Origin of the sequence: Kumtagia ephedrae (assembly GCF_003012745.1) — a bacterium.
In the GTDB taxonomy this organism is placed as follows: domain Bacteria; phylum Pseudomonadota; class Alphaproteobacteria; order Rhizobiales; family Rhizobiaceae; genus Kumtagia; species Kumtagia ephedrae.
On sequence record NZ_PXYK01000014.1, the window covers coordinates 42,855 to 64,746 of the forward strand.

Annotated in this window: 17 protein-coding genes; 6 read left to right on the forward strand and 11 right to left on the reverse strand. The window is 68.7% G+C overall.

Annotated elements, in window-relative coordinates; all coding sequences use genetic code 11:
- Positions 1-8: 8 nt before the first annotated feature.
- The 7 genes from C7I84_RS15435 to C7I84_RS15465 all read right to left on the reverse strand — a co-directional run bounded on the left by C7I84_RS15435 (position 9) and on the right by C7I84_RS15465 (position 9,930).
- Entirely contained in the window at positions 9-2,342 is a 2,334-nt protein-coding gene (locus C7I84_RS15435) for a bifunctional salicylyl-CoA 5-hydroxylase/oxidoreductase (RefSeq protein WP_106773096.1), read from the reverse strand.
- A 310-nt stretch (positions 2,343-2,652) separates the two neighbouring features.
- Entirely contained in the window at positions 2,653-3,171 is a 519-nt protein-coding gene (locus tag C7I84_RS15440) for a MarR family winged helix-turn-helix transcriptional regulator (protein WP_106773097.1), read from the reverse strand.
- A 181-nt stretch (positions 3,172-3,352) separates the two neighbouring features.
- The gene (locus tag C7I84_RS15445; protein WP_106773098.1) at positions 3,353-4,927 is read right to left on the reverse strand and encodes an indolepyruvate oxidoreductase subunit beta family protein; all 1,575 of its coding nucleotides are present in this window, start codon (positions 4,925-4,927) and stop codon (positions 3,353-3,355) included.
- Positions 4,924-7,077: a thiamine pyrophosphate-dependent enzyme gene (locus C7I84_RS15450; protein WP_106773099.1), complete on the reverse strand. Its 2,154-nt coding sequence runs from the start codon at positions 7,075-7,077 to the stop codon at positions 4,924-4,926. The genes C7I84_RS15445 and C7I84_RS15450 overlap by 4 nt, the downstream gene beginning before the upstream one ends.
- Before the next feature lie 10 nt (positions 7,078-7,087).
- Complete coding sequence (locus tag C7I84_RS15455; RefSeq protein ID WP_106773100.1) at positions 7,088-7,573, reverse strand: MarR family winged helix-turn-helix transcriptional regulator; 486 nt, start codon at positions 7,571-7,573, stop codon at positions 7,088-7,090.
- The gene (locus C7I84_RS15460; RefSeq protein WP_106773101.1) at positions 7,570-9,135 is read right to left on the reverse strand and encodes a phytoene desaturase family protein; all 1,566 of its coding nucleotides are present in this window, start codon (positions 9,133-9,135) and stop codon (positions 7,570-7,572) included. The genes C7I84_RS15455 and C7I84_RS15460 overlap by 4 nt, the downstream gene beginning before the upstream one ends.
- A gap of 3 nt (positions 9,136-9,138) precedes the next feature.
- Positions 9,139-9,930 carry a cyclase family protein gene (locus C7I84_RS15465; RefSeq protein WP_106773102.1) on the reverse strand — a complete coding sequence of 264 codons (792 nt, stop codon included), beginning with the start codon at positions 9,928-9,930 and terminating at the stop codon, positions 9,139-9,141.
- 136 nt (positions 9,931-10,066) lie between these two features.
- On the opposite strand from C7I84_RS15465, the gene C7I84_RS15470 reads away from it, so the two are divergent.
- The 6 genes from C7I84_RS15470 to C7I84_RS15495 all read left to right on the forward strand — a co-directional run bounded on the left by C7I84_RS15470 (position 10,067) and on the right by C7I84_RS15495 (position 16,863).
- Positions 10,067-11,635 (forward strand): phytoene desaturase family protein, encoded by a 1,569-nt coding sequence (locus C7I84_RS15470; RefSeq protein ID WP_106773103.1) that lies wholly within the window; start codon positions 10,067-10,069, stop codon positions 11,633-11,635.
- Positions 11,636-11,673: 38 nt separating this feature from the next.
- Positions 11,674-13,209 carry an ABC transporter substrate-binding protein gene (locus C7I84_RS15475; RefSeq protein ID WP_106773104.1) on the forward strand — a complete coding sequence of 512 codons (1,536 nt, stop codon included), beginning with the start codon at positions 11,674-11,676 and terminating at the stop codon, positions 13,207-13,209.
- A gap of 140 nt (positions 13,210-13,349) precedes the next feature.
- Positions 13,350-14,360, forward strand: a complete 1,011-nt coding sequence (locus tag C7I84_RS15480) for an ABC transporter permease (RefSeq protein WP_106773105.1) — start codon at positions 13,350-13,352, stop codon at positions 14,358-14,360.
- On the forward strand, positions 14,353-15,204 hold the full coding sequence (locus tag C7I84_RS15485) for an ABC transporter permease (RefSeq protein WP_106773106.1): 852 nt from the start codon (positions 14,353-14,355) through the stop codon (positions 15,202-15,204). The genes C7I84_RS15480 and C7I84_RS15485 overlap by 8 nt, the downstream gene beginning before the upstream one ends.
- Positions 15,201-16,079, forward strand: a complete 879-nt coding sequence (locus tag C7I84_RS15490) for an ABC transporter ATP-binding protein (RefSeq protein ID WP_106773107.1) — start codon at positions 15,201-15,203, stop codon at positions 16,077-16,079. Before C7I84_RS15485 ends, C7I84_RS15490 begins: the two co-directional genes overlap by 4 nt.
- A complete protein-coding gene (locus C7I84_RS15495) occupies positions 16,072-16,863 on the forward strand; it encodes an ATP-binding cassette domain-containing protein (protein WP_106773108.1) in 792 nt (263 codons plus the stop codon). The genes C7I84_RS15490 and C7I84_RS15495 overlap by 8 nt, the downstream gene beginning before the upstream one ends.
- Positions 16,864-16,945: 82 nt before the next feature.
- On the opposite strand, the gene C7I84_RS15500 is transcribed toward C7I84_RS15495, so the two are convergent.
- The 4 genes from C7I84_RS15500 to C7I84_RS15515 all read right to left on the reverse strand — a co-directional run bounded on the left by C7I84_RS15500 (position 16,946) and on the right by C7I84_RS15515 (position 21,825).
- Positions 16,946-17,578: a LysE family translocator gene (locus C7I84_RS15500; protein ID WP_106773109.1), complete on the reverse strand. Its 633-nt coding sequence runs from the start codon at positions 17,576-17,578 to the stop codon at positions 16,946-16,948.
- A gap of 10 nt (positions 17,579-17,588) precedes the next feature.
- Entirely contained in the window at positions 17,589-19,019 is a 1,431-nt protein-coding gene (locus C7I84_RS15505; protein WP_106773110.1) for an MFS transporter, read from the reverse strand.
- 241 nt (positions 19,020-19,260) lie between these two features.
- Positions 19,261-20,124, reverse strand: a complete 864-nt coding sequence (locus C7I84_RS15510) for an RNA polymerase factor sigma-32 (protein ID WP_425351350.1) — start codon at positions 20,122-20,124, stop codon at positions 19,261-19,263.
- Positions 20,125-20,316: 192 nt separating this feature from the next.
- Entirely contained in the window at positions 20,317-21,825 is a 1,509-nt protein-coding gene (locus C7I84_RS15515; protein WP_106773112.1) for a helicase HerA domain-containing protein, read from the reverse strand.
- Positions 21,826-21,892: the final 67 nt, after the last annotated feature.

The following is a 21,892-nucleotide window of genomic DNA, read 5'->3' on the forward strand; positions in this document are numbered from 1 at the left end:
CCGGCGGGTCATCGCGGCTTGCCCGCCTCGGCGGCGGCAGCGGCGGCGCGCGCGAGATTGTTCTCGTACTGCGCCCGCGCCGAATAATACTGCTTCGGCCATGCCTGCCCGGCGAAGCCGATCCTGGCGGCCTCGTGCAGGACGAAGGACGGGTCGGCGAGATGCGGACGCGCCACGGCGCAGAGGTCGGCGCGGCCGGCGGCGATGATCGAATTGGCGTGGTCGGCCTCCGAGATGGCGCCGACGGCGATGGTCGGCATGCGGATCTCGTTGCGGATCTTGTCGGAGAACGGCGTCTGGAACAGGCGGCCGTAGACAGGCTTCTCTTCCTTGACCACCTGACCGGACGAGCAGTCGATCAGGTCGGCGCCGGCCTCCTTGAACATGCGGGCGAAGATCGCCGCGTCCTCCGGCGTGTTGCCGCCCTCGAACCAGTCGTTGGCGGAGAGGCGCACCGACATCGGCCTGTCCTCGGGCCAGACGGAGCGGACGGCGCGGAAGACCTCCAGCGGAAAGCGTGCCCGCGCCGCGTGATCGCCGCCATAATCGTCGCCGCGCACATTGGTGAGCGGCGACAGGAAGCTCGACAGCAGATAGCCGTGCGCGGCGTGCAGCTCGAGCATGTCGAAGCCGAGCTCGGCGGCGCGCCGCGTCGCCGCTACGAAGTCTTCGAGAACCCGGTCCATGTCGGCGCGCGTCATCGCCCGCGGCACCTGCGAATTCTTGAGATAGGGGATCGCCGACGCCGAGATCAGCGGCCATCCGCCCTCGTCGAGCGGCTGGTCGATGCCCTCCCATGCCAGCCGCGTCGCGCCCTTGCGGCCGGCATGGCCGAGCTGGATGCCGATCCTGGCGGGCGTCTGGTTGTGGACGAAGTCGACGACGCGCTTCCACGCCGGCATCTGCTCGTCGCTCCACAGGCCGAGGCAGCCCGGGGTGATGCGCGCGTCCGGCGACACGCAGGTCATCTCCGGGAAGATCAGCGCCGCCCCGCCCATGGCGCGGGCGCCGAGATGGACGAGGTGGAAATCGCCCGGCAGGCCGTCGACCGCCGAGTACATCGCCATCGGCGACACCATGATGCGGTTGGCGAGCGTCAGGCCGCGCAGCTTGAAGGGCGTGAACATCGGCGGCGGCACGGCGCCGTTGGCGGCAGGATGGATGCCGGCGCGCTCGGCGAACCAGCGCTCGTAGCCCTCCAGCCAGGCCTTGTCGCGCAGGCGCAGGTTCTCGTGGCTGATGCGCTGAGAGCGGGTCAGCATCGAATACATGAACTGCTCGGGCTCGAGCGTGTCGGCATAGCGGGTGCCGACCACCTCGAACCATTCCATGGCGTTGCGCGCCGCGTTCTGGATGCGCGCCACGTCGACCCGGCGCACCTCCTCGTAGGCCGAGAGCACGGCCGGGATGGTCTTCGCCTCGTGGCCGGCGATGTCGAACTGGCGGGTCAACTCGATGGCGTCGTCGATGGCGAGTTTCGTGCCGGAGCCGATGGCGAAATGCGCGGTGTGGGCGCTGTCGCCCATCAGCACGACATGGCTGCGGCCGTTGAAATGGCTCCACTTGTCGCAGATCAGCCGGCCGAAATTCAGCCAGGCCGAGCCGCGCAGGTGGCGCGAATTGCTCATCAGGCTGTGGCCGTCGAGCGTCTCGGCGAACAGCTTTTCGCAGAAGGCGATCGACTGGTCCTGGTCCATTTCGTCGAGGCCATGCGCCTTGAACACGTCCTCCGTCGTCTCGACGATGAAGGTCGAGGTGTTGGCGTCGAAGCGGTAGACATGCGCCTGGAACCAGCCGTGCTCGGTCTTGCGAAAGTCGAAGGTGAAGGCGTCGAACGGCTTGTCGGTGCCTAGCCAGACGAAGCGGTTCGGCCGCATCAGCATGTCCGGCTTGAACACGTCGGCATATCTGGCGCGGATGCGCGAATTGACGCCATCGGCGGCGATGATCAGGTCGGCGTCGGAAAATTCCGCGTCGCTCTCGACCTCGTGCTCGAACACCAGCTCGACGCCGAGCTCCTTGCAGCGGTCCTGCAGGATGTTGAGCATCTTCTTGCGGCCGATGCCGACGAAGCCGTGGCCGGAGGTGCGGATCTTGCGACCCTTGAAGACCAGCTCGATGTCGTCCCAGTGGTTGAACGCCACCTCGATGGCCTCGGCGGTCTTGGGATCCCACTGCCGCATCGACTGCATGGTGGCGTCGGAGAAGACCACGCCCCAGCCGAAGGTGTCGTAGGGCCGGTTGCGCTCGACCACGGTGACGCGGTGCTCGGGGTGTCGGCTCTTCATCAGCAGGGCGAAATAGAGTCCCGCCGGGCCGCCTCCGATACAGACTATCCGCATGGCCGTCCTCCGGTTGGTCGAGCTGGGCGCGGGCACACGGATTCGCTGCGCCGACCCTTGCACACAAGGTGGACTCGATCGCGAGAAATTTCAAGCTTAAAGTTTTTTCCGCGATAGGTTTCGGGAGCACGCAAGTCGTCAGCGGCTCCCAGTGTCACCCGCCTCGAAGCATGAGACGTTGAGGAAGAAAGCGGCGATTCGGGCATCCGTCTGTCCTTGGGAAAACTGGCGTGCCAACGGCGCAGGCCAGCCGGACGAACTCCGCTTCAGGAACCCCCGCCCGCCGCGAGCGACGCGCGGATCGAACGCTTCAGGAACCCCCGCCCGCCGCGAGCGACGCGCGGATCGAACGCTTCAGCTTGCCGAGTTCGTCAATCAGCGCGACACGGTCGCGTGCGGAAAGGTCCTTGAACAGGTCGCCGATCCAGTCGCCGTGGCGGTCGGCCATCTCGCGGAAGGCGGCGCGGCCGAAATCGGTGAGCGCGATGATCTGGACGCGGCGGTCGGTCGGCGAGGTCGTGCGGCTGACATGGCCGCTCTCGACCAGCCGCTCGACCAGCGCGGTGAGATTGCCTGCCGACACCATCATGCGTTTCGACAGCTCCCCGAGCACCATGCCCTGCTCGGCGCGCTCGAGTTGTGCCAGCAGGTCGAAGCGCGGCAGGGTGAAGTCGAAATCCTCGCGCAGGCGCCGCCGCACCTCGGTCTCGACCAGCGTAGAGCAGGTGAGCAGGCGCAGCCACAGCCGCAGGTCGTCGCCATGGTCGGCGGGCGCCTCGGCGACCTTGGTCTCGCTGTCGATCCAGTCCACGCCGCCTTGCTCGGTCAAACGGGCATCCCTCCTGAAGCGCGCCCCTCCTCGCCAGCAGTCGGTGCGCGAAGCGGTGCCGGCGCGTCGCGCGCCGGATTGTCTAAGCTTAAACTATGTGGCCGCTCCGCGCGAGACCAGGCCGGCGCTGCGCTGGCCGGTCGCGCGTGTGCGTATGAGCCCGGAGCGGGAAGCGGAGGTGTCAGCCTGCATGCTCGCCGACTTCCTCGGTGAAGGAGCGCACCGTACGGATCGCTCCGTCGAGCGCCACCCCGTCCGCATCCGCAAGCGCTGCCTCGCGAAGCCGCCGGATCCAGTCGGCGGCGTCGGCGCGGCCGCGAAGCAGCGGCAGGCAGCCGAGCACCCGGTCGAACTTCGACAGGCCGCGGCTATGGGTGTCGGAATAACCCTTGATCAGGCGACGGCACTTCAGCACCTCGACGCCGAGAGCATAGTCGCCGTCGCGCTCGCGCAGCGCCGTCGCCAGCCATTCCTCCAGATGCGCCGTCTCGACGCGATGGCGCAGCAGGCCGCGGCGCCAGCGCCGCATGCCGCCGATCGCCCACAGCATGCCGAAGCCGAGGATGCTGTCGGTGCGGATGCGGCGGCCGCGGTCGACCACGCGGTTGAGCGCCTTCATCAGGCCGGGCCGTGCCTCGATCGCCGCCCCCAGCCGGGCCGGCAGCGTGCCGCAGATCTCCTCCATGCGCGGATGGAAATATTCGGTGGTGAGCAGCGCCTGGCCTTCGCCCAGCTTCACCTCGCGGCGCACGCGCTCGGCCCGCGCCGACCGGGTCTTCAGGTCGGCGACGCGCACGATGTCGTCGTAGACCATGGCGTTGGCGACGTATTTCGCCGCCTCGCGCGAAAAGGCGAAGCCTTGCGTCTCCTCGTCGTCGGCGGCGATGCGCTCGATGCGCTCGAGATATTCGCCGCCATAGGCCGGATCGAGGAAGTCGACCACTTTTCGCAGGCCCGGCTCGGCAAGCTCGCGCACCGGCTCCGGAAGCTCGGCGACGCGGTGCAGCAGCTCCTCCCATTGCGCCTCGAGCCGTCGCGGGCCGCGCACGGCCGACCCGGTGTCGCCAGCTGGAATTACCGCCGCGCTTTCGGTCGCCGCGACGCCGGCGGCGCGGTCGTAGGCGAGCGCGAAGGCGCGCAGGCTGGCTTCCGTGCCCTTGCCGCCGGCCTTGATCGTCGCCTCGAAATCGGCGCGCGAAAAGGGCAGTTCGCCGGTGCCGGCCAGCGCGCCGAACAGGCTGGAGGAGATCACGCTGCCGGCCTGTTTTGCCAGCGCCTCCATGTCGAAATGGACGAAGCGCCGCGACGCCTCGGCCGCCCGGCGCTGCACCGTGCCGCCATCGGCGCGGCCATCACCCGGCACGATCTTCTCCGACACCGCCAGCATGCGATGGCTGGAAGCGATCAGCGTGGTGCGGTCGGGCGTGACGAAGCCGCGCAGCACCGCCCGTCCGGCTTCCGCCAGTTCGGCGGCGATCAGGATGTCGACGTCGCCCGGCGCCGGGCTCAGCGCCAGCACCGGCCGGGCGTCCGGCCGGGCCGGATCGCTCGGCATCATCTCGACATAGTAGATCGTGGCGCCGGTGCGCTGCGCCACGCCGGCAACCGAGGTCGACTGCACATGCCAGCCGGCCCGCTGCGCCAGGTCGGTGATCCAGTTGGTGAGCACGCCGCCGCCCTGGCCGCCCACCGCCAGGATGCAGAGTTTTATGACCGAACCCGTGCGGTCGGGCCCTTCCGCCAGACCGAGCCTCATGCCGCCTGTGCTCCGAAGGTCAGCCGCCGGCGCTCGCGCCGCGACTGCAGCGCCGAAATCACCCGCTGGCGCAGCCGGAACCAGAAGCGGTCCCAGCCCGTCGGGTTGCTGACCACGTCGGCCTGGTAGAAGGACGGGCAGAGCACCGCCGCGTCGGCGACCTCGCCGCAATTGCCGCAGCCGACGCAGTTCTCGTCGATTGCCGCCACCGGATCGTCGCGCAGCGGGTCGTCGAGATGCTTGACCGTCAGCGACGGGCAGCCGGAGAGCCGCATGCAGGCGTGATCGCCGGTGCAGACGTCCTCGTCCACGCCGAACTTGGTCTTGACCATGCGCCTGCCCTCGGCCGCCGCCTTCTTCTTCAGCGGCGCCTCGCGCCGCTGCCGGTTGAGCATGCATTCCGACGAGGCGACGATGACCTTGGGGCCTTTCTCCTCGGTCGTCAGCGCCTCCTTCAGCGTGTCGCGCATCTGGCCGACGTCGTAGGTGCGCTCGATGTGGCGCACCCATTTCACGCCCATGCCCTTGATGGCGTCGGTGATCGGATGTTTCGTCGACTTGGTCCGGTTGCTGGCGCGCGACGACAAGACGTCCTGCCCGCCGGTCGCGGCCGAATAATAGTTGTCGACCACCACGATGACGCCGTCGTTCTTGTTGAAGACGGCATTGCCGATCGAGGAGGTCAGGCCGTTGTGCCAGAAGCCGCCGTCGCCGACGAAGGAGATGGACCGGCGCTTGGCGTCGGGCGAATTGAAGGCCGAAGCCGAAGCCGGCCCCAGCCCGTAGCCCATGGTGGTGGCGCCGAGCTCGAATGGCGGCATGATCGAGAACAGGTGGCAGCCGATGTCGGAGGCGATGTGGTGCTTGCCGAGCTCCTGCTCCGCGAGCTTCGTCGCCGCGAAGATCGGGCGCTCGGGGCAGCCGATGCAGAAGCCCGGCGGGCGCATCGGCACGGTCTTGGCGAGATCCTCGAAGATCGGCGGCGCCGGTACGTTGGGCGCCCTGATCTCCGGCGCCAGCATGCCGCCGGCATGCTGGCGCAGGAACGCGCCAAGGCCCGACAGCAGCGTGTCGCCGGTATATTCGCCGGCCATCGGCAGCACGCCCTTGCCTTCGAGGCGCACCGTCGCGCCGGCCTTGTAGAGCATGGCGCCGAGCGCCTGCTCGATGTAGTCGGGCTGGCCCTCCTCGACGACCAGCACCGCCTCCTTGCCCTCGCAGAAGGCGACGAGATCGTCCTCGACCAGCGGATAGGTGACGTTGAGCACGTGCAGCGGCACTTCGGTCTCGCCGTAGAGGTCGGCAAGGCCGAGCCGCTGCAGCGCGCGGATAACGCCGTTGTACATGCCGCCTTGGCAGATGATGCCGACCTTGCCGGAGCCGCCAAAAGTCTCGTTCAGCCGGTGCCGCTTGATGTAGTCGATGGCCGCCGGCAGGCGCTTGGAGATCTTCTCCTTCTCGTGCAGGAAGGAGGCGGGCGGCAGGACGATGCGCTGCGTGTCGCGGCGCGGGTTCTCCAGCGCGTCGGCCACCGTCATCGCCGGCCGCTTGTTGTCCTTCGTGGTGAAGGAGCCGTGAACATGGCAGCAGCGGATGCGCACCTGCAGCATCACCGGCGTGTTCGACGCCTCCGACAGCTCGAAGCCGTGCTCGACCGCGGCGACGATCGACGGCAGGTTGGGACGCGGGTCGAGCAGCCACACCTGGCTCTTCATGGCGAAGGCATGGCTGCGCTCCTGCATGATGGAGGAGCCCTCGCCATAGTCCTCGCCGACGATGATCAGCGCGCCGCCGGTGACGCCGCCCGAGGCGAGGTTGGCGAGCGCGTCCGACGCGACATTGGTGCCGACGGTCGACTTGAAGGTCGCGGCGCCGCGGATCGGGTAGTGCACGGAGGCCGCCAGCATGGCGGTCGCCGTCGCCTCCGAGGCGCTCGCCTCGAAATGCACGCCGAGTTCGCCCAGAATCTCCTGCGCGTCGGCGAGAACGTCCATCAGGTGGCTGATCGGCGCGCCCTGGTAGCCGCCGACATAACCGACGCCGCATTGCAGCAGCGCCTTGGTGATGGCCAGAATGCCTTCGCCGGTGAACGTCTCGCCCTCGCCCAGCTTGAGCTTCCGGACCTCTTTCGCGAATGACCGTTCGGCCATGGGTATCTCCTCAGAAGTCGTGCTTGCGGACGTTGACGAGCATCTTCTGCAGCGTCGCCACGAAGTTGGCGCGCTCTTCCGCATCGATGCCCGCGAACATCCTGGTGTAGCTCCGCCGCATGGTCGGCCACAGCCGCTCGAACGCCGCCCGGCCGGCATCGGTGATCGAGACGCGCGTGGCGCGGCTGTCGTCGGGGTCGGCGGCGCGGCGCACCAGGCCGTCGGCCTCCAGCGCGTCCAGAGCGCGGCTCAGCGTCGACTGCTCGACGATGGCATAGACGGCGAGCCGGCTGATCACCAGATTGTCGATGACCGACAGCACGGCGAGCGTCCGCATCTTCGGCGTGGTCAGGCCGAGCTTGGCCAGGTCGTCGCGCAGCGAGGCATTGTAGCGCCCCATGATGCGGTTCATCAGATAGGGCGCGAACTGCTGCAGGCCGATCTCGCCCAGCCGCGGGCCTTCGGTGTCGTCGCCTATGACCACCCGGTCGTTCATCCGATCTCCTTCGCGACGAGAAAGCCGGAGCCGCCGCCCAGGCCCGGCCCCGGATGGGTCGACGCCCCGATATGGTAGAGGCCCTTCACCGGCGTGCGGTGGTTGACCGAGCCGGGGAACGGCCGCCAGGCGAAGAACTGGTCGATGGTGCAGGCGCCGCCATAGGGGTCGCCGCCGACCAGATTGACGTTGAGCGCCTCGAGGTCGGCCGGCGAATAGGCGCGCCGGGCCAGCACGGTGTCGCGGAAGCCATGGATGTGATGCGCCAGCATCGCCTCGATGCGGTCGGCGAACGCCTCGCGCGTCGGCTCGTCCCAGCCGCCGGACGTCGCGATCTTGCCGGCCGCGTCGCCCTTGATGACGCGCGGCGCGTCGGGCACCTGGATCCACAGGATCGCCTTGCCGTCCGGGCAGCGCGACGGGTCGAGCGCCGCCGGCTGGCCGACGCACAGCGTCGGCGTCTCCGGCAGCAGGCCGCGCGTCGCCTCGTTGTGGGATTTCGACACCGCGTCGATGCCGTCGGTGAGATGGATGAGCGCAACCTTCTCCAGCCCGTCGGCGATCCAGCGCGGTGCACGGTCCAGCGCGTAGTGAAGCTGGAAGTCGCCGCGGCCGTGACGGAACGCCTTGGCAGCCTTCTTCTCCGGCTCCGGCGCGTCCTGGCCGAGCAGCCGGCCATAAAGCTGCCCCGGTGCCACCGAGGCGATGACCGATTTCGCCGCCGCGATCTCCTCGCCGCCCGCCAGCCGCAGGCCGGCGGCGCGGCCGTTGCGCACCAGGATGCGCTCGACCTCGGCGCCGGCCCGCACCGTGCCGCCGCGTTCCTCGATCAGGGCCCGGAACGCCGCCGCCGCCTTTCCGGCGCCGCCCTTCACGATGGGCGCTCCGGCGGCCTCCAGCGCGAAGGCGACGACCTTGCCCATCTCGGCGGAATAGGCGTCTTCCGGCGATAGGCCGCAATGCAGCGTCCACGGCGCATAGAGCGCCCGCAGTTCTGGTGAAGCGTATCCGTTCTCCAGCCAGCCGCGCGCCGGTGCGAGCGCGCCGCCGAGATAGGCGGCCAGGCCACGCGGCCCGCGCCGCCACGCCTCGCGGCCCAAAAGCTTTGCGGTGGCGGTGCTCCACAGATCACCGCCGAGCAGGCCGAACAGCAGCGGCGCGTTCGCCTCGATGCCGCCGACATCGGCCGCGTGGCGCTCGCCGTCGCCGGGGGCGAGCGTGTTGAAGGCCGCGACATTGGCCACCCGGTCCGTGGTGAGCACCGCGCTCGTACCGTCCGGCCGAAGCACGGCGGTCGGATGCGGCGTATGGCAGAACTCCAGCCCGTGGCGGGCAAGGTCGGCGCCGAGCGCGCCATGCGCGGGACCGGTGATGAACAGCACGAAGGTTGCCGCCATCACGTCATGGACGAAGCCGGGCAAGGTGGCCTCGGCGCTCATCATGCAGCCGCCGAGGCGGTCGGAGCGCTCCAGCAGCAGCACCTTGCCGCCCTTGCCCGACAGCAGCGCCGCGGCGACGAGGCCGTTGACGCCGCTGCCGATGATGACGTGATCGTAGGCCACGCCTCAGCCCTTGGGCACGAGCGCCAGCGCGCGCACCGGGCTGCCGGTGCCGTTCACGATCTTCAGCGGGGCGGCGATCAGGATCGCGCCCTTGGCCGGCAGCTTGTCGAGGTTGCACAGGCTGGCTAGGCCGTAGCGGTTGGCCTTGTGCACCAGATTGTGCGCCGGGAAGGGCGGGGTCATGCCGCCGGCGGCACCCGCATCGGTGCCGATGCACTGCGTGCCCCAGCCGATGGCGCCGCGCTCGAGGATGTATTCGATGCAGTCGACCGTCGGTCCGGGCGAATGCGGGCCGTTGGCGTCGGCGTTGAGGAACGCTTCCTCGGAGCCGTTGCGGCGGTCCCAGTCGGTGCGCATCAGCACCCACTCGCCCTTGCCGATGGCGCCGTGTTTCGCTTCCCACGCCTTCACCGCGTCGGCGGTCAGCAGGTAATCGGCGTTCTCCGCCGCCTCGGCCGAGCAGTCGATGACGTTGACCGGCGCCACGTAATTGCGGACGGGAATAGTGTCGGTGTAGCCGTCGGAAAAATCCTTGCCGGTGATCCAGTGGTGCGGCGCGTCGAAATGCGTGCCGGAATGCTCGCCGAGCTTCAGCCAGTTCCAGGCCCAGAACGGACCGTCCTGGTCGTATTCGGAAATGCGGTGCACCTCGATCTTCGGCGTGTCCCTGGCCAGTTCAGGCGGCAGCTTCAGGATCGGCGTGTCCGGCCCGAGCGGCGCCGACAGGTCGACGACCTCGATCCTTCCGGTCAGCAGCAACTCGGCGAAATCGCCCAGCGCGGTCGCAGCACTCATGTCGAAATCTCCTCGCTATGGGCGCCCCCAACGGCGCCGCGTTCCCTGGCGCGGCCTCTTCCGGCCCGCTCCGAAAAACAGCCTAGACGGAATTAGATGCATATGCAAATATCTCTGTCGAGGGTGAACAAAACGAATGACCACATACGATGCCGTGATCATCGGCGCCGGTCACAATGCGCTGGCGTGCGCCGCGCATCTGACGAGGCGGGGCTGGAAGGTGGCGCTGTTCGAGGCGGCGGAGCGGCCCGGCGGCGCCGTGAAGACGCTGGAATTGACCGCGCCCGGCTTCCGCCACGACTTCGCGGCGATGAACCTCAGCCTGTTCGCAGGCTCGGCTTTCCATAAGACCTATGCATCCGATCTGGCGGCGCACGGCCTTGCCTTCGTGCCGGTGGCCGATTGTTTCGCCTCGCTGTTTCCGGACGGCCGCTGGCTCGGCGTGTCGACCGACCTAGCCACGACGCAGGAACGCATCCGCGCCTTCTCGCCGCGCGATGCGGAGACCTGGGCGCGGCTGGTGGCGGAGTTCCCGGCGCGCGCGGAGACCTTGTTCGCGCTGCTCGGCAGCCCCATGAAAAAGCGTGCGATTGCAAGTATCCTGTTTTCAACCCTGCGTCGCCACGGCTTCTCCGGGGCGCAGGAACTGCTGCGCTTCCTGCTGTCGTCGCCGCGCGCCTGGCTGGACGAGACCTTCGAAAGCCCGCAGGTCAAGGCGCTGCTCGCCGCCTGGGGTATGCATCTCGACTTCGCTCCCGACATCGCCGGCGGCGCGGTGTTTCCTTACCTCGAAGGCATGGCCAACCAGAGTTTCGGCATGGCGCTCGGCAAGGGCGGCGCCGACACCATGATCGCCGCCCTCGTCGCCATGGTGAAGGCCGGCGGCAGCAGCGTCGAATGCGGCACCGCCGTCGAGCGGGTCGAGACCGCGGGCGGCCGCGCTGCAGGCGTCGTGCTCGCCGACGGGCGCCGCATCGCCGCTGCCAAGGCCGTCATCGGCTCGGTCGCACCGCGGGCGCTCGCAAAACTGCTGCCGCATGGTTCCGGCGACGAGCGCTTCGACCGGCACATGCGCGACTTCCGCCATGCGCCGGGCACGATGATGATCCATCTCGCCCTCGACGACCTGCCGGACTGGCCGGACGCGGCGCTCCGCCGCTTCGCCTATGTGCATCTGTCGCCGAGCATGGACGCGATGGCGCTCGCCTATGCGCAGGCGCAGGCCGGCCTTCTGCCGACCGAGCCGGTGCTGGTGGTCGGCCAGCCCACCGCCGTCGATCCCAGCCGCGCCCCCGAGGGCAAGCACGTGCTGTGGGTGCAGGTGCGTATGGTGCCGGCCGAAATCCGCGGCGACGCCGCCGGCGCGATCGCCAGCACGGACTGGGAAACGGTGCGCGACCTCTACGCCGAGCGGGTGATCGGCATCGTCGAGCGCTACGCGCCGGGTCTTTCATCGAAGATCATCGCGCGCCGCGTCGTCACCCCGCTCGACCTCGAGCGCGACAATGCGAACCTGGTCGGCGGCGACCAGGTCGGCGGCAGCCATCATTTGTCGCAGAATTTCCTGTTCCGCCCGGCGCCGGGCGCCGCCGGCTGGAAGACGCCGGTCAAGAATTTCCATCTCACCGGCGCCTCGACCTGGCCCGGGGCCGGCGTCGGCGCGGGGTCGGGCTACCGGCTCGCCCAGCAGCTGGCGGGCGGCTGATTTCATCGATTTCATAACGACACCTGGGGAACGCAGACATGACCAGACATCCGAATCGACGCACCCTCCTGAAGCTCACCGGCGCCGGCATCGCCGCCGCGGGGCTCGGCATCCCGCAGCTCGCTTCCGCGCAGGAAGCCGACGAACTCACCATCGCCTATAACGTCAACCTGCCGTCCTGGGACCCGACGGTCGGCCCCTCGGCGGTCAACCCGACCATCCAGGGTTTCTACCAGTCCGTCTTCGACATGTTCATCCACCAGAACCCGGACCTGAGCTTCGGTCCCGGCCTGGTCACCGAATGGGGCTGGAACGGCGACCGCAGCAAGATCTTCCTGGTGGTGCGCGAAGGCGTCACCTGGCACGACGGCAGCCCCTTCACCGCCGAGGACGTCGCCTGGTCGCTGGAGCGCGCCGGCAAGGCCGAGACCGGCAACCCGATCCAGTTCGTCTGGGCCAAGGTCGGCAACTTCAAGGTCGACGGCAACCGGGTCGAGGCCGACGTGCTGGAATTCGAGCCCACCATCTTCAAGTGGATGTCGTTCCTGACCGGCTACGTCCTGCCCAAGGCCTATTACGAGAAGGTCGGCGCCGAAGGTTTCGAGGCCAAGCCGATCGGCACCGGCCCCTACATGGTCGACCGCTACGAGCGCAACGCGTTCGTGCGGCTGAAGGCCAACCCGACCTATTGGGGCGGCAAGCCGGATTTCGACACGGTCACCATAAAATTCGTCACTGACGCGGCGAGCCGCGTCGCCGAGATCGAATCCGGCAATTCCGACGTCACGCTGGAGATCCCCTACGAGGAATACGACCGCCTGACCGCCGGCGGGCTGAAGGGCTCCAACGAGACCATCTCCGACATCGCCATGATCTTCCTCAACGATGTCGATCCGATGCTGGACAAGAACGTGCGGCTGGCGGCCAACCACGCCATCGACAAGCAGCTTCTGGTCGACCGTCTGCTGCGTGGCTACGGCGTGCCGCTGTCGACGCTGGAGACGCCGGAATACGTCGCCTACGACGCCTCCATAAAGGTCCCCTACGACGCCGAGCTGGCGACTAAGCTGCTCGCCGCATCCGGCTACTCGCCGGACAAGCCGGTGAAGTTCAAGCTTCAGACCACGCGCGGCTTCAAGCCGAAGGACTACGAGATGATCCAGGCGATCGTCGGCATGTGGCGCAAGGTCGGCATCGAGGCCGAGATCGAGGTCTACGAGATCGCCCAGCATTACGAGCTGCGCGCCGCCGACAAGCTGGCCCCGGCCGCCTTCTACAACTGGGGCAACGCCGTCGGCGACCCGACCACCTCGACCGGCTTCGCCATGTTCGGCCCGAGCCCGCATTCGGTGTGGGACGGCCAGGATCTCATCGACAAGATCGGGCCGCTGTGGGGCGAGAAGGACGAGGACAAGCGCATCCAGGGCTGGAAGGACGTCTCCCGCTACATCGCCGAGGAGGGCCTGGTGGTCCCGCTCATCCAGTACGCGCAGCCGATCGTCCATCGCGACGGGATAACCGTGACGCCGCACAAGTCGGGCGCGCTGCTGCCGCACCTGATCAAGCGCGCCTGAGACAGTGGCCCGCCGGCCGGTGCATGATCCCGAAAAATCGCAGATTCTTCGGGACGGATCATGCCCAGATAAAGAGACAGAGCGGAATGCCGATTCATATTGATCGCGTTGCGCTCTAGTCCGGCGAGCAGACACCCTACATGCAGCTTGCGCGTACCATTTTCGGGCGTCTCGCCACCACGCTGATCACCCTAATCGGCGTGGCGGTGATCGTTTTCTTCATCGTCCGCATCGTTCCCGGCGATCCGATCGCCATGATGCTGCCGCCCGGCGCGACCGACGCCGACATCGACCGGCTGCGGGCGCTCTACGGGCTCGACAAATCGATCCCGCAGCAATTCGCCATCTGGTTCGGCAATGTGCTGCACGGCGATTTCGGCACGTCGATCTCGACCCGCCAGCCGGTGCTGTCGCTGGTGCTCAACCGCCTGCCGGCGACGCTGGAGCTCAGCCTGGTGGCCCTGCTGATCGCCGTGGCGCTCGGCGGCAGCCTCGCCGTGCTCGGCACGCGCTTCCGCGGCCGCAAGGCGGAGGCCGGCGTCGATCTCGCCAACGGCATCGGCCTGTCGGTGCCGGATTTCCTGTGGGGCCTGGTGCTGATCCTGCTGTTCGGCGTGCTGTGGCCGCTGTTCCACATCTCCGGCCGCGTCTCGCCGCGCCTCGACATCCCGTTCTCGACGCAATTCTACCTGCTCGAGAGCATCGTGACGCTGCGCTTCGACATCCTGGCCGACCTCGTCGACCACATGTTCATGCCGGCGCTGGCGCTCGCTTTGCCGCTCGCCGCGATCATCTCGCAGCTGCTCAAGCAGTCGCTCAAGGAGACGGTCAACCTCGACTATGCCGTGCTCGCCCGCACCAAGGGCTATTCCGAGACCCGCGTCATCCTGTCGGAGGCGCTGCCCAACGCAGTGCTGCCGACGCTGACGCTCATCGGCGTGCAGTTCACCTTCCTGATGGGCGGCACCGTCATCATCGAGCGGCTGTTTTCCTATGAGGGGCTCGGCAACATGGCGATCGACGCGGTGATCAACCGCGACCTGCCGCTGATCCAGGGCATCGTCATCCTGTTCGCGCTGATGTTCACCTTCGTCAACCTGGCCGTCGACATGACCTACGCGCTGCTCAATCCGAGGCTGCGCAATGCTTGACGGACGCGGTGCGATCAAGCGGCGCGCCGGGGCGCGCCTGTGGCTGTCGGCGCTCTGGCTCGGCTTCGTCGCGCTGTGCGCGATCTTCGCGCCGCTCATCAGCCCGCAGGACCCGCTGGCGCAGGACCTGATGCTCGGCCGCCTGCCGCCTGCCTGGATGGCCGGGTCCGAGCCCGGTTTCTGGCTGGGCACCGACAGCCTCGGCCGCGACGTGCTGTCGCGCATGATTTTCGGCGCCCGAGTCGCGCTGACGGTGGCTCTGCTCGCCGGCGTCGTCACCTGCCTGGTCGGCTCGGCGCTCGGGCTCGTCGCCGGCTTCTACCGCGGCTGGGCCGACCGCATCGTCGGCCGGCTGGTCGACATCTGGATGGCCTTCCCGCCGGTGCTGTTCGCCATCCTGCTGATCGCCGTGCTCGGCACCGGGCTCACCTCGGTGATCATCGCCATCGTCGTGATCGACTGGACGCGCTTCTGCCGGGTGGTGCGCGCCGAGACGCTGAACCAGTCGCAGATGGACTATGTGCAGAGCGCCCGCATCGCCGGCTTCACCCGCCTGCGCACGCTGCTGTCGGAAATCCTGCCCAACGTGCTGCCCACGATGGTGGCGCTGCTGACCCTGGAAATGGGCATCGCGGTCATCGTCGAGGCGATCCTGTCCTTCGTCAACCTGTCGATCTCCACCGACGCGCCGACCTGGGGCGGCATGATCGCCGAAGGCCGCCTGGCCATCCACCAGGCATGGTGGGTGCTGGTGTTCCCGCTGGTCGCACTGTTCCTCACTGTGCTGTCCTTCGCCCAGCTCGGCGACGGCCTGCGCGAGCGCTTCGACCCGGTGCTCAGATGACGGCGTTCCTGCAGATCCGCAACCTGTCGGCGCGCCTCAGGAACACGGGCCACCGGCTGCTGCGCTCGGTCGACATCGACCTGCCGGCGGGCGTCGTGCGCGGCCTGGTCGGCGAGAGCGGCGCCGGCAAGAGCATGATCGGCAAGGCCGTGCTCGGCGTGCTGCCGGCGTCGGTGGAGATCGTCGAAGGCGAGATTTTTCTGGACGGCCACGATCTCCTGCGCATGAAGCCGGCAGAGCGGCGGCGGCTGATCGGCGCCAGCACCGCGCTGATCCCGCAGGACCCGCTGACGGCGCTCAACCCGTCGCGGCGCATCGGCCCGCAGATCACCGACCGGCTGGTCGACATCCTCGGCTGGACGAAGGAACGGGCGAGGGCGAGGGCGCTGGAACTGCTCGGCGAGGTGCGCATCCCCGAGCCGGAGCGGGTGGTGCGCCTCTACCCGCACGAGCTGTCCGGCGGCATGCGCCAGCGCGTGCTGATCGCCTCGGCCTTCGCCGCCGAGCCGAAGCTGATCGTGGCGGACGAGCCGACGACGGCGCTGGACGTGACCGTGCAGAAGCAGATCCTGCGGCTGATCTCGGAGCTGCAGGCGCGCCACGGCACGGCGCTGCTGTTCGTCACCCACGACCTCGGCGTGGTCTCCAAGATCTGCGACAGCCTGTCGGTGCTCTATGCCGGCAAGGTGGTGGAGGACACCACCGTCGACGCCTTCTTCGCCGCGCCCCGCCATCCCTACAGCGCCGCGCTGCTGGCCGCCACGCCGCGCCACAACGATCCCGCCTCCTCGCTGCGTCCGGTCCCGCGCGACGTGCTCGACGCCGTCGCCGCCGAGATCGCGGCGGCCGACGCGGCATGGAGTCGTCATGGCTGAGGCGCTGTTCCAGATATCCGGCCTGCGGCTCGACGTGCCCGACATGGCGCGCAAGCCGCTGTTCGGCCCGGCCCCGCGGCTGGAGATCCTGAAGGGCATCTCCTTCGACATCCCGCGCGGCGCGGTGCTCGGCATCGTCGGCGGCTCGGGCTCGGGCAAGACGACGCTGGGGCGCGCCCTGGTACGCCTGATCGAGCCGACCGGCGGAGAAATCCTGTTCGACGGGCAGGACATCACCCATCTCCCGGACGGGCGGCTGCGCGGATTGCGGCGGCGCATCCAGATGATCTTCCAGGACCCGATGTCGTCGCTCAACCCGCGCCTCACCGTCGGCCGCATCATCGCCGCGCCGCTCTGCGCGCGGACGGGCGATGCGCGCGTGGCAGAGGCGCTCGACCAGGTCGGCCTGCCAAAAGCGTTCGCGGCGCGCTATCCGCACGAGCTGTCCGGCGGCCAGCGCCAGCGTGTCGGCATCGCGCGGGCCATCGCCATGCGTCCCGACTTCATCCTCGCCGACGAGATCGTCTCCGGCCTCGACGTGTCCTCGCAGGCACAGGTGCTGAACCTGCTGGAACAATTGGTGAAGGAGCTCGGCCTGACGCTCGCCTTCATCAGCCACGATCTCTCGGTCATCAGCCGGCTGTGCGGCCGGGTCATCGTCCTGCAGGGCGGCCGCATCGTCGAGGACGCACCGACAAGGCAGCTCTTCGAGGCGCCGTCGCACCCCTATACGCGCGAGCTGCTCGACGCGATTCCTGTTCCGGACCCTTCGATCCGCTGGTGAGCCGCCGAAGGTTTTTCGGGAGGAGGAAGCAGCTTCGCGATGAACGGGTCCGTCGCCGGCGCGACATTGCCGGGAGCCAGGCCTATCGCTGCGCTTCCGTCGCCATCTTGTAGGCCAGCCCGGCGAGCACGGTGCCCATCAGCCAGCGCTGCAGCGTGATCCACAGCGGGTTCCTGGCCAGGAACAGCGAGATCGAGCCGGCCGCCAGCGCGATCATCGCATTCATCGTCACGCTGACGACGATCTGGGTGGCGCCGAGGATCAGCGACTGCGCGAACACGTTGCCCAGCGCCGGGTCGATGAACTGCGGCAGCAGCGACAAGTAGACCATGGCGATCTTCGGATTGAGCAGATTGGTGAGAAAGCCCATCAGGAACAGTTTTCGCGGGCCGTCCTTCGGCAGGCTGCGCACCTGGAACGGGGAGCGGCCGCCGGGCCGCACCGCCTGCCAGGCGAGCCACAGAAGATAGGCCGCGCCGGCGAAGCGCAGCGCATCGTAGGCGAAGGGCACGGCGATCAGCAGGGCGGTGATGCCGAAGGCGGCGGCGAGCATGTAGAAGACGAAGCCCATCGCGACGCCGCCCAGTGAGATCAGCCCGGCCTTCGGCCCCTGGCTGATCGAGCGCGACACCAGATAGATCATGTTCGGGCCGGGCGTCAGCACCATGCCGAGCGCGATCAGGGCGAAGGCGATGAGGGTCGTCGTTTCCGGCATGGTCGATCTCTCAGGCAGGAGCGGGGGAGGCTGAATTCGCAGGCAGCCGCCAGGCGGCGAGGCAGCCAAGCACGCCGAGCGGCAGGAAGGCAAGGAAGAGCCAGGCGGCGACGCCGGCGGCCGTTTGGCTGCTCAGCCCGCCGGCAAAGCCGCTGGCATTGGCGACGATGCCGCAGGAAGCGGCGCCGACGGCATAGCCGATCCGCTGCATCGTCGGCACGGCCGAGGAAGCGACGGTGCGCTCGGCCGCCGGCGCCGCGGTGACGATGATGCGGGTGACGAAGGGCCAGGCGATGCCGAAGCCGCCGCCCTGCAGGATCGCGCAGCCGAGGATCAGCGGGATGTTGCCGGCCGGCACGGCATAGGCGAAGCCGGCGACGCCGCCGGCGATCATCAATGCGCCCGCCAGCACGATGCCGCGCTCACGCTCAGGCGGGGTGTTGGCGACGAGGATCGACAGCACCGACCAGGCAATGGATTCGGCGGCGATGATGTAGCCGGTGGTCAGCACCGAGGTGCCGTGCAGGCTGGTCAGAAGCAGCGGGCCGTAGACGGTGAAGGTGACGGTGGCGACCGAGAAGGCGGCGACCATGATCATGCCGTTGCCGAGTGGCGTGGCGAGGCTGAGCGGCTTCGCCGGGAAGAGGCGCCCGGCGGGCAGGCGCCGGTCGAGCCCGAAGAACAGCGCGATGCCGAACAGGCCCGCCGCCAGCAGCAGCGATGAGCGCAGCGGCGTGACGTCGACGCCGGCCGAGGCGATCAGCACGACGCTGACGGCAAGGCAGGCAAGCGTGGCGAAGGGAAAGGGAGGCAGCGGCGCGCCGTCGTTGCGCTGCCTGGTGGCGGCCGGGCCGCGCAGGACGGCAAGGCAGGCGAGGGCGGCGGCGACGCCGCCCGCCGCGAAGACGCCGAAGGCCCAGCGCCAGGACAGGAACTCCGACATCAGCGCGCCGATCAGCGGGCCGCTGAAGGCGGCGACGCCCCACACGGCCGAGATGACGCCGAAGAGCTGCGGCCAGATGCGCTGCGGGAACAATCGCTCGACCGAGACGAAGGCGAGCGACACCAGCGCGCCGCCGCCGAAACCCTCGACCAGGCGCCCGGCGAGGAAGGCCGGCATGGAGGGCGCGGTGGCGCAGAGCAGCGCGCCGGCCGAATAGACCAGCGCCGCGCCCATCATGTTGGTGCGCAAGGCGACGTAGCTGGTCATGCGCCCGGCCGCCGCGCCGGCGACGATCGCGCCGATCTCGTAGACGGCGAGCGACCAGCCGACCAGCTCGACACCGGACAGATCGCCGACCATGGCCGGCATGACGGTCGCAACCATGGTCTCGTTGGTGGCGTGCAGCAGGATGCCGAGGCAGATGAAGCAGAAGCGGGCGAGATCGCCGCTCGCCCAGAGTTGGCGCCAGTCGATCCTTTCAGCGGTATTTTCGGCCACGAACCTTCTCCGATCCAACACGTCGTGCGACGCAGTGGCCGGGCTGATAGGACCTCGAGTCAGATTGAGGTCAAGGGGCTGATAGGGTGTTTCGTTGGGTCAGTCGACGTGCCGGATGCGCATCCGGCGACGAGATCGGCGCCGGCCCTCGCGACAATCACCGCTGTTTTTCGATCGGATGAGTTCTAAACGGCCGAATTCCAGTCGAAGATCAGAGGAAATCGGCGCAAGAAGGGTGGTCTCAGGCGAGAAATGCCGTGTTTTCACGGACCAGCGCCAGGCGCAGCTTCTCCATGGCGCGGCTCTCGATCTGGCGGACGCGTTCCTTGGAGATGCCGAGCGACTCGCCGAGCGCCTCCAGCGTCGCGCCGTCGTCCTGCAGCCGCCGCCTGGCGATGATCTGGCGCTCGCGGTCGTTGAGCACGTCCAATGCCTTGTGCAGCCAGTTGGAGCGGCGCTCGACGTCGATCGCCTCGCCCACCACCTCGTCGGGCAGCGGCGCGTCGGAGACGAGGAAGTCCATGCGGTCGGCCGAGCCGGCGCCGTCGTCGCCGACCGGCGCGTTGAGCGAGGAATCGGGATTGGAGAGCCGGGAATCCATCAGGGCGACGTCCGCTTCCGATACGCCGAGCTCGGACGAGATCTTGCGATAGAGCGCTGCGCCCGCCTTCATCTCGCCGCCCTGCGCCAGCTTGGCGCGCAGCCGACGCAGGTTGAAGAACAGCGCCTTCTGGGCCGAACTGGTGCCGCCGCGCACGATCGACCAGTTGCGCAGGATGTAGTCCTGCATGGAGGCGCGAATCCACCAGGTCGCATAGGTGGAGAAACGCACCTCGCGCTCCGGCTCGAAGCGCGCCGCCGCCTCGAGCAGGCCGACATAACCCTCCTGGATGAGATCGCCCATCGACAGGCCGAAATGCCGGAAGCGGGCCGCGACGGAAATCACCAGGCGCATATGCGCGACGGTGATGCGGTGAAGCGCGTCCTGGTCGTGGTCGTCCTTCCACCTCACGGCGAGGTCGTGCTCCTCCTCCCGATCGAGGTAGGGAGCCGCCATCGCCGCGTTGATCATCGACCGTCCGGCGCTGTCCTGCATGGGAACCATCCTGAGCAAACGCGAATAGGCGGTCCGGCCATCGGAGCCGCCTGAGGAAGCGCTTCGCCCGACCACAGGCCGGAGAACAACGCTCCGCACCCGGCGGAAACGCAAAGGCGGCCGGATCGTTCCTGTCCGGTCTCCGCACGTCTTCGTGATGGTCTGGGGGAGTCTTCCTGGATGCGCGCGAGGCGGCGCGGTCTATTCGGCCGCGTCGCGCTGGCCGGCGGCCTCGCCGGGCGCGTCGGGATCGCCGGGCGCGGTCTCGCAGCCGAGGTCGGGAAAGGCGAGCACCCGCTTGCCGTGGAAGTCGGTGCGCGCCACCAGCAGGCCGCGCTCCTCGAAATAGGCGAGCAGGCGCCGCGCCCGACGCGGCGAGTGGCTGCCATAGGCGCGCGCCAGCGTCGCATCCGAAGGACAGGGATCGCCATTGGTGGCGGCGCGCGCCACCATCAGGAAGACGCCCTGCAGGTCGTCCGGCAGCGCTTCCGACAGCGCCAGCGCAGTCGCCCAGGCCTCGCCGTCGGCGGAGCGCTCGTCGACGCCGGCCCGGGCCACCGCCAGCCGCCGGCGGAAGCCGGAGAGCGGCAGCGGCTCGCCCGGCACGCGGCGGATGCGGCAGCGCACGAGGAAATCCTGGTAGAGCACGGCGTCGGAGCGGAAGGCGGCATCCGCGTCCTCGAGTATCTCGCGCAGCACGGCCTCGATGCCGGCCTCGCGCTCGGCCTCGTCGATCACCGCGAAGACCGGCTGCTCGGCGGGCATCGGCGCCGGCTTCGGCCGCGACAGCTGCGCCAGAAGGTCGGCGGTGGGTATCGGCGCGGGAGGCGGAGCCTTGCGTACAACCGCACGCGCCTCTTCGGGGCCGGGGGTGAAGATTAGGTCGCGCGCGTCCTCCGGTGCCTCGGGTAGCGGCGTCAGCTTCGGGCTGGTCGAACGCGCCGAGGTCTCGACCGCGCCAATGGTGATCGGCAGCGGCCGCCGCGACAAGGCCGGACCCAGCGCCACGAAATGGCCGCGCGCCAGGTCGCGGAACATTTCCGCCTGGCGGCGGTCCATGCCGAGCAGGTCGGCAGCGCGCGCCATGTCGATGTCGAGGAAGGTGCGGCCCATCAGGAAGTTGGAGGCTTCCGCCGCGACATTCTTCGCCAGCTTCGCCAGCCGCTGCGTGGCGATGACGCCGGCCAGCCCGCGCTTGCGGCCGCGGCACATCAGATTGGTCATGGCGCCGAGCGACAACTTTCGCGCTTCGTCGGAGACCTCGCCGGCAACGGCGGGCGCGAAAAGCTGCGCTTCGTCGACCACCACCAGCACCGGATACCAGTGGTCGCGCTCGGCGTCGAACATGCCGCCGAGGAAGGCGGCGGCGGCGCGCATCTGCTGCTCGACGTCGAGCCCTTCGAGGTTGAGCACCACGGAGACGCGGTGCTGGCGCACGCGGCCGGCGATTCGCGTCAGCTCGGCCTCGGTGCGGGCGGCGTCGACCACCTGGTGGCCGAATCGGTCGGCCAGCGTGACGAAATCGCCTTCGGGATCGACGATGCATTGCTGCACCCAGGGGGCGCTCTGCTCGATCAGCCGACGCAGAAGATGCGACTTGCCGGACCCGGAATTGCCCTGCACCAGCAGGCGGGTCGCCAGCAGCTCCTCCAGATCGAGCTCGGCCGCGACGCCGCCCGCCGCGACGCCCATGTCGATGCCAACCTTCATCCGGCGCCCTTGTTCAAGGCACCGTCCTTAGCATCTCGCTTCGGCGCGCGCGAAGGGTTCGGAGTGC

Excerpts from the sequence above, each read along its gene's own strand:
- C7I84_RS15510 (WP_425351350.1), bottom strand. The coding sequence starts at position 20,124 with ATGGTTCCCATGCAGGACAGCGCCGGACGGTCGATGATCAACGCGGCG.
- C7I84_RS15470 (WP_106773103.1), top strand. The coding sequence starts at position 10,067 with ATGACCACATACGATGCCGTGATCATCGGCGCCGGTCACAATGCGCTG.
- C7I84_RS15475 (WP_106773104.1), top strand. The coding sequence starts at position 11,674 with ATGACCAGACATCCGAATCGACGCACCCTCCTGAAGCTCACCGGCGCC.
- C7I84_RS15450 (WP_106773099.1), bottom strand. The coding sequence starts at position 7,077 with ATGGCCGAACGGTCATTCGCGAAAGAGGTCCGGAAGCTCAAGCTGGGC.
- C7I84_RS15495 (WP_106773108.1), top strand. The coding sequence starts at position 16,072 with ATGGCTGAGGCGCTGTTCCAGATATCCGGCCTGCGGCTCGACGTGCCC.
- C7I84_RS15485 (WP_106773106.1), top strand. The coding sequence starts at position 14,353 with ATGCTTGACGGACGCGGTGCGATCAAGCGGCGCGCCGGGGCGCGCCTG.
- C7I84_RS15465 (WP_106773102.1), bottom strand. The coding sequence starts at position 9,930 with ATGAGTGCTGCGACCGCGCTGGGCGATTTCGCCGAGTTGCTGCTGACC.
- C7I84_RS15445 (WP_106773098.1), bottom strand. The coding sequence starts at position 4,927 with ATGAGGCTCGGTCTGGCGGAAGGGCCCGACCGCACGGGTTCGGTCATA.
- C7I84_RS15435 (WP_106773096.1), bottom strand. The coding sequence starts at position 2,342 with ATGCGGATAGTCTGTATCGGAGGCGGCCCGGCGGGACTCTATTTCGCC.
- C7I84_RS15500 (WP_106773109.1), bottom strand. The coding sequence starts at position 17,578 with ATGCCGGAAACGACGACCCTCATCGCCTTCGCCCTGATCGCGCTCGGC.
- C7I84_RS15490 (WP_106773107.1), top strand. The coding sequence starts at position 15,201 with ATGACGGCGTTCCTGCAGATCCGCAACCTGTCGGCGCGCCTCAGGAAC.
- C7I84_RS15480 (WP_106773105.1), top strand. The coding sequence starts at position 13,350 with ATGCAGCTTGCGCGTACCATTTTCGGGCGTCTCGCCACCACGCTGATC.
- C7I84_RS15515 (WP_106773112.1), bottom strand. The coding sequence starts at position 21,825 with ATGAAGGTTGGCATCGACATGGGCGTCGCGGCGGGCGGCGTCGCGGCC.
- C7I84_RS15455 (WP_106773100.1), bottom strand. The coding sequence starts at position 7,573 with ATGAACGACCGGGTGGTCATAGGCGACGACACCGAAGGCCCGCGGCTG.